The sequence below is a fragment of the Methylobacter sp. Wu1 genome (genome assembly GCF_036553575.1).
Taxonomy (GTDB): domain Bacteria; phylum Pseudomonadota; class Gammaproteobacteria; order Methylococcales; family Methylomonadaceae; genus Methylobacter.
The window spans coordinates 1-12,666 of record NZ_JAZHOC010000023.1 but is presented as its reverse complement, the minus strand read 5'-3'; the positions used below and the strand labels follow the sequence as shown (position 1 = coordinate 12,666).

Sequence of the window (12,666 nt, the reverse complement as noted above, 5' to 3'; positions counted from 1 at the left end):
GGGAGAGATAGTAAAGCAAGGCAAAATATCTTTTATTCTCTCATCCTAATTTTTTCCAGGGGACAGAAGGGATTGTTCGCCCGGTTAAATAGATACAAGTCGAGAACCTTCTTACCCTGTGTGTAGCTATATTAAATTTGGAGTGTAGATGAATTTTCGCCATTTGCCCGGCAGCGGCCTATTGTCTTTATTCTTCAGAAATATCTCTCTTAACAGCTTGATAGGCTTATTAATTTTGATATTGGCGGGATGTACGCATCAAAATAAAGACCGGCAAACTCTTCGCCCGGTCAACGTTGTTCGAATTACAAATCAAAAAGGACAAAACGACAGACCTTTTCCCGGAGAGGTTCGGGCTCGTTTTGAGACGGCCTTATCGTTCCGGGTGGCAGGAAAACTGATAAACCGTTCTGTCGATATTGGTGAGCGGGTGCACAAAGGTCAGGTACTGGCAAAGCTTGATCCTAGCGATTACCGCTTTGCGGAACAGAACATCAAAGCCCAGCTTATAGCCGCTAAAGCCGACCGCGAATACACTAAAGACGACTTGACTAGATACCGGGAATTGTTCGATCAAAACGTCATCAGCCAGCCTGAACTGGATCGTCATCAAACACTCTACATTAATGCACAGCAAAAGGTTGCAGCGCTCGAAGCCCAGCTTGGGCAAACCGGCAACCAGTTAACTTACACCGATTTACTGGCCGACCGCGATGGCGTGGTGACAGCATTGACAGTCGAGGCCGGGCAGATGGTTGCCGCCGGTCAGCCTGTCATCAAGTTAGCCCAGCTTGATGAGAAGGAAATACATATTGACATTCCCGAGCATCGTGTTGGCGAGATCAAACTTCAGCAGGAAGTCAGCGTAACCTTGTGGGTCGATGGCGACAAGCGAATCAAGGCGCGCATCCGCGAGATTGCGGCGGCAGCCGATCCCGTCAGCCGCACATATCGAGTCAAGGCGGCTGTTCTGGAAGGCCAGGACGATGTGCGTCTGGGCATGACAGCGACGGTTTGGATACCTTCAAATACGCCCTCCAATCTCATTGTTCCGCTCTCGGCTGTCTTTACCTCCCAGAATAAACCGGGGCAGCCTTGCGTTTGGTTAGTCGACGAGCGCACCTCTACAGTCAACGCCGTACCGGTACGAATCGGTGCAGCGTTATCCAGTGAACAGGTTGAAGTTACAGGACTGGCAGCCGGGCAGTTGGTCGTTAGTGCCGGCGCAAATCGTCTGATCGAAGGTCAAACCGTGCGTTTACCACAAAAACTCACGCTGGAAATAGCTGGCGACAGTGGCGCAAACGGGGAAACTCGTCAATGAAAGAATTCAATCTCAGCGCCTGGATACTAAATTACCGCGCTTTCACCGGCTTCATCATGGTGCTGTTGTTACTCGGCGGGCTTTTTGCCTATTTCCGTCTTGGCCAACGGGAAGATCCCGAGTTTACCTTCCGGGTCATGGTCGTCAAAACTTTCTATCCGGGCGCGACGGCGCTGGAAGTCGAACAGCAGCTGACCGATCGACTGGAAAAGAAAATCCAGGAATTGCCGAACCTGGACATTTTGCGCAGCTATTCCAAACCAGGCGAATCGGTCATTTTCGTGACCCCGCGTGAAGACACGCCGCCTAAGGAAATCCCCAACCTTTGGTATCAGGTGCGCAAAAAGGTTGACGACATTCGCCTGACATTGCCGCCCGGCAGCGTCGGGCCGTTTTTCAATGACGAATTCGGCGATACCTATAGCTTGATCTATGCCTTTTCGGGAAAAGATTTTAGTTATGCCGAGCTGAAAAAAGCGGCCGACTCAGCACGTCAACAGCTGCTGCGGGTCAGGGATGTCGAAAAAGTCGATCTGATCGGCACTCAAGACGAAAAAATTTACATCGAATTTTCCGACAAAAAACTGGCTGAACTGGGATTGGATACCAATACGGTTGCCGAGGCGTTGCAAGCGCAAAACAGCATGACCTCAGCGGGAATGGTATACGCTGCCCAACGTAATTTGCCGATACGCATTACCGGCCAATTCGATTCGGTAGAGAGCATCGCCAACCTGCCGGTACATATTCAAGGCCGCACCTTACGCGTCAACGATTTCGCTCAGGTTAAGCGAGGATACATTGATCCGCCTGAGCTCAAAATGCGCGTCAACGGCAAGGAAGCCATCGGTCTCGGCATCACCATGAACAAGCGCGGCGATGTCTTGGAACTGGGCAAGGCGCTGGAAGCCGCCAAGATTCAAATCGAGGGCGAACTCCCGCTAGGGATGGATATCGATCAGGTCGCCGATCAGCCGCGTGTAGTCAAAAAAGCCATCGGCGAATTCCTGTCCACCTTCTTCGAAGCTTTGGGCGCGGTGCTGCTGGTTAGCTTTTTGAGCCTCGGTTTCCGCACCGGTTCCGTAGTTGCGTTGACGGTGCCGCTGGTACTGTCAGGAACACTGCTGTGCATGTTGCTGTTCGGCATGGAAATCCACCGTATTTCATTAGGCGCTTTGATCCTTGCCCTCGGATTGCTGGTGGACGACGCCATGATCGCTGTCGAGATGATGGCGCGCAAGCTGGAAGAGGGCTGGGGCAGGATAAATGCAGCGACTTACGCCTACCGTGCCACCGCCTTCCCGATGCTGACCGGTACCTTGATCACTATTGTCGGCTTCCTGCCGGTGGGTTTGGCCGAATCGCAAGCGGGCGAATACACGGTGGCGATATTCCAGGTGATGGCTATCTCATTATTGCTGTCGTGGATAGGCGCGGTTGTTTTTACGCCCTACCTGGGTTTCCTGTTGCTCAGGGTTCAGCCCCATAGCGCGCATGAGCACGACTTGTTCGACACGCCGTTTTACAATCGCTTGCGCTATTGGGTGGCATGGTGCGTGGAGCATTGCAAAAAAGTTGTTATCGCCACAGTCGTATTATTCGGCATAGGCGTGGCAACGTTGACCCAAGTTCCCGAACAATTTTTCCCGCTGTCGAATCGGCCTGAGGTCATCATCGACCTGTGGCTGCCCGAAGGCAGTTCCTTTGCGCAAAGCGAAGCGGTCGCCAAGCGCATGGAAGACATCTTGAGTAAAGACGAAGACGTGTTGAATTACACGGCCTATATCGGCGGCGGCACGCCACGCTTCTTTCTGCTGATCGTACAACAGCTCGCCAATACCAATCTCTCCGAATTCGTGGTGATGACCAAGGACAACGGTGCCCGCGAACGAGTGATGCAGCGTATTCGGCAGGCTTTCGCGACTGATTTTCCACAAGTGCGCGGACGCGTCATGCGGCTTAATGTTGGCCCGCCGATGGATTATCCGCTGGTGTTCAGGGTGTTCGGTGAAGATCCCGCGATCGTTCGGAACATTGCAGACCGGGTGAGCGAGATCATGCGCGCCAACCCCAATACCGTGGATGTGAATGACGATTGGCATGACCGGATTCCGTCGCTACGCTTAGTGCTCGACCAAGAAAAGGCCCGTGCAGTCGGTGTTTCTACCTCAAGCCTGTCGCAAGCCTTGCAGGCGCACTACACGGGTATTCCCGCCGGGCAGTTCCGGGAAAACGACAAACTGATCGATATCGTCTGGCGGGCGCAAAACGACTTGCGTACTGCCGCCGACCGCTTACCCGACGTGACTGTGCGCACTGGCAACGGCCGGGTCGCGCCGTTGTCGCAGTTCGTCAAGTTCGAAACCGTATTCGAGGACGGCGTGCGTTGGCGCCGCAACCGCTTCCCGGCCATTTCAGTGCGCGCCGATGTGGTCGACGGCAAGATGGCTCCCGACGTGGCGTCTGAAATCATCCCAAAACTCAAACCTATCCAGAACCAGTTGCCGGCCGGTTATTTTTTGGAAACAGGTGGCTCCAAAGAAGACGCCTGGATCGCGCAAAAGTCGATCCTGGTCTGGATTCCATTGGTCCTGATCGTAACGCTGATCTTGCTGATGATGCAATTGCAGAATCTGTCCCGGACCTTTTTGGTGTTTGTTACCGCGCCTTTAGGAGTAATAGGCGCGGCGTTCGCCCTGCTGCTGTTTCGGGCACCTTTCGGCTTCGTGGCCCTGCTGGGCATCCTCGCCCTGTCCGGCATGATCATGCGCAACTCGGTGATCCTGGTGGACCAGATAGAGCAGGACCAAAAAGCCGGACTCGATACCTGGACCGCCATCGTCGAATCGACGGTGCGGCGCTTTAGGCCCATCCTGCTAACTGCGGCGGCGGCCATCCTGGCGATGATCCCGTTATCGCGCAACGATTTCTTCGGGCCGCAGGCTGTCGCCATTATGGGCGGACTCACTGTCGCCACGGTGCTGACGGTTTTCTTCCTGCCTGCGCTCTATGCGGCTTGGTTCAGGGTGAAAAGTGCGCCTCCCGATGCCAAATCATCCCTGATCTTGTCACCCGAAAACGGAACTTCCCAATGAATCTAAAAAAATTGCCGGTTTTCAAGATAACCAGGCGGCATCGGCTAGTGCTCCCCATTCTGGCAATACTGATTGAGTTGAGCGCTTGCACCCCGACCCGTGTCGGCAATCCGGTAAACAAGATAGTGCCGCCCGAGGATTGGCATCATGCTCCCGATGCCCGAACGAATTCTAATCCGGCAAATCTTAAAACATGGTGGCAAGGGTTTCAGGATCCGAAGCTGAACGCCCTGATTGTCCAAGCCTTGGCGAACAATCACGATCTCAGGATAGCTATAGCGCGTATCAGCGAAGCTAAAGCCATGACCGCTGCCGCCGAATCGGCGCTATATCCCAGCATTGGCTTGGCCGCAGCCGGTGGCCGGGAAAAAAGAATCGACCGGGTCATAAGTGTACCGACCAATCAAGGCCTCGGGCTGCTCATACCCGCTGCCGATATGATCAGCGGAGGACTGGCCGCGCGCTGGGAAATCGACCTATTTGGCGCCAGGCACCTGGAAGCGGAAGCCGCCGCCGCTCAGGCTGAAGGAGCTGAGGAAGCCCTTCATGCAGTGCAAGTAAGTCTGCTGGCCCAGGTAGCGACGAATTATCTGGAGTTGCGCGGCGTGCAGCAGCGTACCGGCATCCTGCGGGAAAACATCAATATCCAGCGAGAACGATTGAGAGCGCTACAAGCATTCAATCGCACCGGCTTGAGCAACCAATGGGATATCGCCCGCCAGGAAACCCTGCTACGCACCACCGAGAGCTCGCTTCCGGTTCTCACGAGTGCGGCCTCCAACTTGATCCATCGTCTTGCGGTGTTGTTGGGCGAGCCGCCGGAAAGTCTGGAAAGCCGATTGGCTGATGCCGATCTGTTGCCTGCAAAAACGCCGAACATCCCTCGGCTGCTACCTTCGGGCTTGTTGGAACAACGGCCGGACCTGCGCTTGGCGCGAACCGAGGTCAGCGCCATGGCGGCCGGTCTTGGTGCGGCGCGGGCCGATTTGTTCCCGAAGTTAGTGTTGTCGGCGAACGGCGGTTTCGGTGCGCTGGCGGTGAGCGGCGTTCCAAGTCTTGCCGAAAGTGTTTATGCGCTCGGCTCGGGACTGACAGCGCCGATATTCAGCGCCGGGCGCATCCAGGCCCATATCGCTGCCGCGGATGCCCGCTTGGATCAAGTCGCGGCGAATTACGAAAAGACCTTTCTGCTTGCCCTAGAAGATGTGGAGAACGCTTTCGTCGCGCATACCGCTTCGCTGGAGCGTCGTGAGCAGATGTTCCATGCCGAAACAGCGGCAGAGAAAGCCTACCGGCTTGCCAATGCGCTATATCAGCGTGGCGCTAATGATTATTTGTCTGTGTTGGATGCCCAGCGCAGCAAACTCGCCGTTGCGGATGAACGTGCCAAAGCCGAAACTGCGGTACGCGTATCCGTAGTTTCGCTCTACCGGGCCTTTGGAGGAGGATGGACAGCCGAACTTGCTCTTCAATAATGAATTTCCATGATACCCATTACAGCAATAGGCTGCGTAGCATGGGTTGTAGACACATTCGGTGAAACAGACAAACTTACTCAAGCGTTGAAGCTCAAACGGGGCGGTGCCGTTCCGCTGCTTGTGAAAGGTTACCTTCTTAAACTCGAGGACTTATTGTCTTGGTAAGAGAGCCGCCACACAAGCAACACCGAAAATAATGCCGAAGCAACATTTTCAACGAACCGTTCAAAATTTGATTCAGCCCAAACGATAGAAGTAACGCAGGCTTCTATCGATTCCTAATTCAAACTTGAAACTCGGCGCGGCCAAGTTCGATCGCAAATTTAGTTGAAGTGAGTGAAAACGCCGTATTTATGGTGGAGCAGGCCCGATGTCGGCGCCTTGGAATAGCTCGACTTTGGCATGTCCGAAAACCGCGAAGAGACGTTGTTGAATTCGATGGGAGTAAAAGGGCTTCAGCCGTGGCTAAAGCCGTGGCTAAAGCCCTTGCCCGGCCGGCTATTCCTGCTTGTCGTTAACCAAGTCGTAAGTAATATCCGGATTGAAGCCCATCGGCCAGTAGATGAGGGCCGCCGGTGGCCAGAAGATGGAAACGGTGCGGAATTTGGCTCTCAACTTGCCTTCCTTGACGGTCTGGCCGTTCTGCTCCAGACGGTAGGGGATGCCGCCGCCGGGCGGCATGCCTGCCGCAGTCCAGAAGAAAGGTTTGGTCGTGACTTCGCCGTTGGCCTTGATATCTACCGGCTCCGGCCGTTTATAAACATACAGTTGCGATCCTTCCGGCACCTTGAAATGTCCCGTTGTCGTACAGCCCGTTACGGCTGCCGCTAACGCTAGAACCCCACAAATTTTTCTTATCATTTTTATTTCTTCCTCTATGCTACGCGTTTGAAAATCAGAGATGTATTTATACCACCAAAAGCGAAATTATTGCTCATGATGTGTTCGCATTCCAGAATCCGGACATCGCCTGTTATGTAATCAAGCTCCGCGCATTTGGGATCGATGTGGTCCAGATTGGCGGTGGGATGGAACCAGCCCTCGTTCATCATCCGGATGGCCGTCCAGGCTTCCAGCGCGCCGCAGGCGCCCAGCGTATGGCCTGTATAACTTTTCATGGCGCTGATCGGCGTACGCGAGCCGAACACGGCCGCCGTGGCATGGCTTTCGGCGACGTCGCCGTGATCGGTCGCCGTGCCGTGCGCACTGATGTAGCCGATGTCGGCCGCTTCAAGCCCCGCATCCTGCAGCGCCAGACGCATGGCGATCTGCATGCTCTCGCTGTTGGGCTGGGTGACGTGCAGGCCGTCCGAGTTGGTGCCGAAGCCGGCCACCTCGGCGTAAATATGCGCACCGCGCGCCAGCGCATGCTCGCGCTCTTCCAGAATCAGCGTGCCGGCACCCTCGCCGATGACCAACCCGTCGCGGTCGCGGTCAAAAGGCCGGGGCCTTCGGTGCGGCTCGTCGTTGCGGATGCAGGTCGCGAACAGCGTGTCGAACACGGCTGCTTCGGAGGCCGAAAGCTCCTCGGCGCCGCCGGCCACCATCACGGTCTGGTAGCCGTGCCTGATCGCCTCGTAGGCATAGCCTATGCCCTGGCTGCCCGAGGTACAGGCGCTGGAAGTCGTATAAACGCGGCCGTTGATGCCGAAAAACAGGCCGATATTGACCGGCGCCGTATGCCCCATCATGCGGATATAGGATGTGGCGTTGAGGCCGTCGACGGCATGATTGATCAGCATATTGCCGAATTCGGCCACCGCCTCGAGGCTGCCAGCCGAACTGCCGTAGGCAATGCCCGTCTGCCCGCTGCTCAGGCAAGGATCGCCTAAAAGTCCGGCATCGGCCAGCGCCAGTTCGGTCGCGTAAACGGCCAGCAGGGCGATGCGGCCCATGCTGCGCGTCTGCTTTCTCGTATAATGCGCCGGCTTCGTGAAATCGGCCGGCGCGCCGAGCCGCGTATTCAAGCCCCGGTATTTTTCCCAGTCGGCCATATAGCGGATGCCGGTGGCTTGGGCTTTCAGCCGCGCTGCGACCTGCGGCCAATCGTTGCCTATCGGCGATATGCCGGCCATGCCGGTCACAACGACCCGCCTCATCAGCACAGGCCTCCGTTCACGGAAATGACTTGGCGCGTGATGTAGCCGGCATCGTCCGACATCAGGAAGGCCACGGCCGCAGCCACTTCGCGCGGATTGCCGACGCGCCGAGCCGGCACTATTTTTTTGATCTCATCGAGCGGCAGTTCGCTGACCATTTCGGTATCGATCAGGCCCGGCGCCACGCAGTTGACGGTAATGTCGCGCTTGGCCAGTTCCAGCGCCAGCGCTTTCGTGGCGCCGATGATGCCGGCCTTGGCCGCGCTGTAGTTGACCTGGCCGCGATTGCCGATCAGCCCCGACACCGACGACAGCGTCACGATGCGGCCAGGCTTGCGGCGCCTGACCATAGGCATGATCACGGGATAGAGGACATTGTAGAAGCCGTCCAGATTGGTGTGCACGACGCTGTCCCACTGCGCGCCGGTCAGCGACGGAAAGGCGTTGTCGGCCGTGATGCCGGCGTTGCAGACCACGCCGTAGTAAGCGCCGAAGGCCTCGATATCGGCGTTGATCCGCTCGGCGCATTGCGCCCGGTCGGCGATGTCGAATTGCAGAATGCGGGCAGTCCGGCCCAGTCGCTCGATGTCGCCGGCGACGGCCTCGGCTTCGGCGCGCCGGCTGCGGCAGTGCAGCACCAGATCGAAGCCGCGCTCGGCCAGATACAGGGCAATGGCCTTGCCGATGCCGCGGCTGGAGCCTGTTACTAAAATCGTTTTATTCATAACTCTGTGTCATTAAGCGGAGGTTGGTAAACATTCAGATTGGCGCTGATCTCGATGCCTTCGCCCAGAATCCGGCATTCGAAAGCGCCCAGCCTGTCGTCCTGCATGATTTTCTCGACATGCACCGTCAAGGCAGTGCCGACCTTGAATTCGGCTGCGTTGCCGCTGTAACGCCGCGTACCCAGCAGGAAGCCGAGCCTGATCGGCTCCCCGGCGAGCCTGGCTTTCATGCCGGCATAGGCGCCGATGGTCTGCGCCATGTATTCGATGCCGACCCAGGCCGGCACGGTTTTATCGTCGCCGAACAGGCCGCTGCGCACGACCAGTTCGGCCGATAAACTATCTTCATCAAAGGCAATGACGCGGTCCAGCAGTATCATCGGGCCGGTATGCGGGATCAGTTCGGCAATAGCGGGAAAATCGTTCATGAGGCTATGAAAGTTGTAGAGTACGCAGCGCGTGCCATCCCGGATTCATGATGGGCCGGCAGATGTTGAAAAAGGTATGCGATGCATACCCTACAAAGCTTCGTGTCCTTTGTGGCAAATCTATTTATGCCTTTAATTCTTCCATAGCCGATCATGCTCTGCCCACCACTATCGAAAGATTGTTGCCGCCGAACGCGAACGAATTGCTCTGGCAGGTCTCAATGCGCCGCCCCAGGCGCTCGCCTTTTTTTACCAGATGCAGCGGCGCCAGTTCGGGATCGGGCTCGTCGCCGCTGACATTGGGGATCAGAGCGTCTTCGCTGCCGCCGGTCAGCAGCAGCCAGCAGAAACCCAGCTCCAGCGCGGCCGCCGCGCCCAGGGTATGGCCGGTCATGCCCTTGCTGGAACTGACCGTCAGCGCCGGCCCGAACACGGCGTTGACGGCCGCGCTTTCCATGGCATCGTTCAATACCGTGGCAGTGCCGTGCAGGTTCAGGTAATCGATTTGATCGGGCGTCTTGCCGGCATCGGCCAGGGCCAGCTGCATGGCTTTGATCACGGCCGTGCCGGCCGGGTCCGGCGCCGAAAAGTGGTAGGCATCGCTGGTGGCGCCGATGCCCAGCAAGGCCACGGGGCCGGGCTGCCGGCTCAGCACGAACAGGCTGGCCGCCTCGCCGATGTTGATGCCGTCGCGGTGACGGCCGAACGGCTTGCAGTGGCCGGCGCTGATCGATTCAAGCGCGGCGAACCCGTTGATGGTCAGGCCGCACAGGCTGTCGGCGCCACCGACGATGACCGCATCGCAAAGGCCCAGATTGAGCAGTCGGCGCGCCGAAGCAAACGCCTTGCCGCTGGACGAGCAGGCTGTGGAGATCGTGTAGGCAGGCCCGGCCAGGTTCAGATAAGCAGTCAGAAACTCGGCGCCGGCGCCCATTTGCTGCTGCTTGTAGTGGAACCGGTCGGGTAAGGCGCCGGTTTGCGTCACCGAAGCCAGTGCCTGTTCGGTGCTTAGTACGCCCGACGTACTGGTGCCGATGACGACGCCGATGCGGTCGCGCCCGAACGATGCGGTCATCGCATCGACGGTCGGCCTGATTTGTTCCAGAGCGGCCAGCAGCAATTGATTGTTGCGGCATTGGTAAACGCTGTATTCAGGCGGAATCTCGGGCAATTCGCTGCCAATGCGGCCCACGATGGTCTCGCGCCCGGGACTGAACCGATCGGTCATCACCAGCCCCGAGCGGTCGCCTGCCGTGAGCCGGCTGCCGACCTCGGCTTTGGAACCGCCGAGCGCGCATAAGAGACCTAAATCATTCAGGTAAAACGTCATAACTGAGAGTCTTGATGTTCAAGCGATAATGGTATTGATGGTTGGTCAGCTCGACGTTCCGGGGCCATGCGGCGTCGGGCGACAAATAGCGGACTTCAACCTTCTTATCATCCTGATGATACAAAATCCGGCCGTTCGGGCCGGCCTCCAGCCGCCAGCCGGCCGGCAGTATTTTTTCCAGGCCGGCGACGGGCCAGTAGACCAGCTGCAGATCGGCGATCATGAATTCCGGCGCCACGGCATCGGGCAGCAGCGGGCTCTTGTCGGCCGTCAGGGTATGGCCGTCGTAGCTTAAGTTGAACAGGCTCAGCCCTTCGTTCGTCAGACCGGCCATGGCGATATGCCGGCCATCCAGTTCCAGCACGCAAACCAGGGTTTCCTGCCTGTCTGTCCAGGTAGCCGTCAATTGCTGCACGACATGCCGCGCCGGCCCTGTCGGCGGCGCAATCGGCAGCGCGACAGGTTCTCCTGCAATTTCTTTGTGTTGCAGCGCCGAGCAGCCCGTCAACAAGGCCAGCATCATGAAAAAAACAGCCATAAAAACGGGCGGCCTGCCGGTCGCTGCGTCAATCAATCCGGTCATTCCTTGTCGCTGCGGCAAAATGCCGCCAGCGTATCGAGCCTTGAACGGGCATTTTTGACGTAAGGGTTGTTTTCGTCCCAGGCATAGCCGGCCAGTATCGAACTGATCATCGCCTTGACTTCGGGCCGCTGTTTGTCGTGGAAGATCACATCCTGAAACCGGCCGTCGTACCAGGCGTCGACGAACACGCGAAAGGTGTCGACGCCGCGCTGCAAGGGGCTCGCGTAATCGGCCTGCCAGTCGACCGCTTCACCGTTGAACTGGCGGTCCAAAGCCGCGGCGGCCAGGCTGGCCGATTTCATGGCGATCGTGACGCCGGACGAAAACACCGGATCCAGGAATTCGCCGGCATTGCCCAGCAGGGCGTAGCCCTCGCCGTACAGGCTTTTGACATTGGCCGAATAGCCAGTAATGGTGTTCACGGGGCTGTCGAAGTCGGCCTTGCCCAGCAGTGCCGTCAGGCTCGGGTCCTGGCCCACGACCTGCCGCAACGCCACCTTGTTGTCAGCGGGCAGCGCATCAAAGAATTCCTGTCGGGCCACGACGCCCAGGCTGCTGCGGCCGTTGCTGAACGGTATCAGCCAGAACCAGACGTCTTCATGGTCGGGATGCACGGTAATGCGGATCTTGTTCCGGTCGAAGCGCACATCGGCGTCGATGCGGTCCTCGATATGCGTGAACAACGCCTGCCGGACCGGAAAGCCCGAAGGCGATTCCAGATCCAGCAGTCTTGGCAATATGCGGCCGAAACCGCTGGCGTCGAGCACGAAATCGGCTTCACAGGTCGACAATTCGCCCGACGCATCGCGCACAGTCAGCTTCGGCCTGTCGGCCGAGAAATCGGCCTCCAAGACCTCTTGCTGCCAACGGATTTCGACGCCCATGCGCTCGGCTTCCTGCGCCAGCAGCATGTCGAATGCCCCGCGCTGTACCTGGAAGGTCGTGCCGATGCCGGCGGTAAACTTGTCTTCGAAGGAAAAATCGGTGTATTTGCAGCCGCGCACGAACGAGGCGCCGTCCTTGTATTGAAATCCGGCATTAATGACGGCTTCCAGCATGCCGGCTTCCTTGATGAATTCCATGCATTGCGGCAACAGGCTTTCACCGATGCTGAAGCGCGGGAACAGATTGCGCTCCAGAATCGTGACGCGATAGCCCTTGTTTGTCAGCAAGGCTCCGGCGATGCTGCCCGAAGGCCCGGCGCCGATAATGATGACGTGGTGAGGATGGCTGTTTTGAATATTGGCGCCTTGTTGCTGACCTGCTGCTGATGACATGGTTAAATGCCTACGACCTGATAAAAAATGCTAATTATATCAGAATAGGTCCGGCGAAATCAGGGTCATCGATTGCTTGTCCGGTCTGAATGGCTTCGTCTCTTTTTCTCTCAGCATTCAATCATTGGCGCGGTGCGGGCCGCAGCTCCTATCGATAAAAACCGATTTTCTGCAATCGTCACATGAAAAAAACGGCCGCCGTTTAAAATCAGGGCAAGCGCATATAAATTGTCATAAAAATCAGAGATACTGAGCATTTTGGAGAGCAAACAGTGGCCTTGAGTTTACAGGAAGTTTTTTCAACGCTGGAAGACCCACGGGTCGAAC

The 12,666-nt window shown here is 57.2% G+C and carries 10 protein-coding genes; 3 read left to right on the top strand and 7 right to left on the bottom strand.

Annotated elements, in window-relative coordinates; translation table 11 throughout:
* Nucleotides 1–148: 148 nt before the first annotated feature.
* The 3 genes from V2P20_RS02230 to V2P20_RS02220 are packed head-to-tail and all read left to right on the top strand — an operon-like array spanning nucleotide 149 to nucleotide 5,894.
* The gene (locus V2P20_RS02230) at nucleotides 149–1,324 is read left to right on the top strand and encodes an efflux RND transporter periplasmic adaptor subunit (protein ID WP_331815683.1); all 1,176 of its coding nucleotides are present in this window, start codon (nucleotides 149–151) and stop codon (nucleotides 1,322–1,324) included.
* Nucleotides 1,321–4,419 (top strand): efflux RND transporter permease subunit, encoded by a 3,099-nt coding sequence (locus V2P20_RS02225; protein ID WP_331815681.1) that lies wholly within the window; start codon nucleotides 1,321–1,323, stop codon nucleotides 4,417–4,419. Before V2P20_RS02230 ends, V2P20_RS02225 begins: the two co-directional genes overlap by 4 nt.
* Nucleotides 4,416–5,894: a TolC family protein gene (locus tag V2P20_RS02220; protein WP_331815678.1), complete on the top strand. Its 1,479-nt coding sequence runs from the start codon at nucleotides 4,416–4,418 to the stop codon at nucleotides 5,892–5,894. Before V2P20_RS02225 ends, V2P20_RS02220 begins: the two co-directional genes overlap by 4 nt.
* 501 nt (nucleotides 5,895–6,395) lie before the next feature.
* Here the strand turns inward: V2P20_RS02220 and V2P20_RS02215 are convergent.
* The 7 genes from V2P20_RS02215 to V2P20_RS02185 all read right to left on the bottom strand — a co-directional run bounded on the left by V2P20_RS02215 (nucleotide 6,396) and on the right by V2P20_RS02185 (nucleotide 12,339).
* Nucleotides 6,396–6,758 carry a hypothetical protein gene (locus V2P20_RS02215; protein WP_331815675.1) on the bottom strand — a complete coding sequence of 121 codons (363 nt, stop codon included), beginning with the start codon at nucleotides 6,756–6,758 and terminating at the stop codon, nucleotides 6,396–6,398.
* 14 nt (nucleotides 6,759–6,772) lie between these two features.
* The gene (locus tag V2P20_RS02210) at nucleotides 6,773–7,996 is read right to left on the bottom strand and encodes a beta-ketoacyl-ACP synthase (protein ID WP_331815672.1); all 1,224 of its coding nucleotides are present in this window, start codon (nucleotides 7,994–7,996) and stop codon (nucleotides 6,773–6,775) included.
* Nucleotides 7,996–8,721 (bottom strand): 3-oxoacyl-ACP reductase FabG, encoded by a 726-nt coding sequence (gene fabG, locus V2P20_RS02205; protein WP_331815669.1) that lies wholly within the window; start codon nucleotides 8,719–8,721, stop codon nucleotides 7,996–7,998. Before fabG ends, V2P20_RS02210 begins: the two co-directional genes overlap by 1 nt.
* Nucleotides 8,718–9,149 carry a hotdog family protein gene (locus tag V2P20_RS02200; protein WP_331815666.1) on the bottom strand — a complete coding sequence of 144 codons (432 nt, stop codon included), beginning with the start codon at nucleotides 9,147–9,149 and terminating at the stop codon, nucleotides 8,718–8,720. Before V2P20_RS02200 ends, fabG begins: the two co-directional genes overlap by 4 nt.
* A gap of 151 nt (nucleotides 9,150–9,300) precedes the next feature.
* Complete coding sequence (locus V2P20_RS02195; protein ID WP_331815664.1) at nucleotides 9,301–10,479, bottom strand: beta-ketoacyl-[acyl-carrier-protein] synthase family protein; 1,179 nt, start codon at nucleotides 10,477–10,479, stop codon at nucleotides 9,301–9,303.
* Nucleotides 10,460–11,062: a DUF3261 domain-containing protein gene (locus V2P20_RS02190; RefSeq protein WP_331815662.1), complete on the bottom strand. Its 603-nt coding sequence runs from the start codon at nucleotides 11,060–11,062 to the stop codon at nucleotides 10,460–10,462. Before V2P20_RS02190 ends, V2P20_RS02195 begins: the two co-directional genes overlap by 20 nt.
* The gene (locus V2P20_RS02185) at nucleotides 11,059–12,339 is read right to left on the bottom strand and encodes an NAD(P)/FAD-dependent oxidoreductase (protein ID WP_331815660.1); all 1,281 of its coding nucleotides are present in this window, start codon (nucleotides 12,337–12,339) and stop codon (nucleotides 11,059–11,061) included. The genes V2P20_RS02190 and V2P20_RS02185 overlap by 4 nt, the downstream gene beginning before the upstream one ends.
* Nucleotides 12,340–12,666 lie beyond the last annotated feature (327 nt).

Coding starts and splice junctions, on each gene's coding strand:
- V2P20_RS02230 (WP_331815683.1), top strand. CDS start 149: ATGAATTTTCGCCATTTGCCCGGCAGCGGCCTATTGTCTTTATTCTTC.
- V2P20_RS02225 (WP_331815681.1), top strand. CDS start 1,321: ATGAAAGAATTCAATCTCAGCGCCTGGATACTAAATTACCGCGCTTTC.
- V2P20_RS02220 (WP_331815678.1), top strand. CDS start 4,416: ATGAATCTAAAAAAATTGCCGGTTTTCAAGATAACCAGGCGGCATCGG.
- V2P20_RS02215 (WP_331815675.1), bottom strand. CDS start 6,758: ATGATAAGAAAAATTTGTGGGGTTCTAGCGTTAGCGGCAGCCGTAACG.
- V2P20_RS02210 (WP_331815672.1), bottom strand. CDS start 7,996: ATGAGGCGGGTCGTTGTGACCGGCATGGCCGGCATATCGCCGATAGGC.
- fabG (WP_331815669.1), bottom strand. CDS start 8,721: ATGAATAAAACGATTTTAGTAACAGGCTCCAGCCGCGGCATCGGCAAG.
- V2P20_RS02200 (WP_331815666.1), bottom strand. CDS start 9,149: ATGAACGATTTTCCCGCTATTGCCGAACTGATCCCGCATACCGGCCCG.
- V2P20_RS02195 (WP_331815664.1), bottom strand. CDS start 10,479: ATGACGTTTTACCTGAATGATTTAGGTCTCTTATGCGCGCTCGGCGGT.
- V2P20_RS02190 (WP_331815662.1), bottom strand. CDS start 11,062: ATGACCGGATTGATTGACGCAGCGACCGGCAGGCCGCCCGTTTTTATG.
- V2P20_RS02185 (WP_331815660.1), bottom strand. CDS start 12,339: ATGTCATCAGCAGCAGGTCAGCAACAAGGCGCCAATATTCAAAACAGC.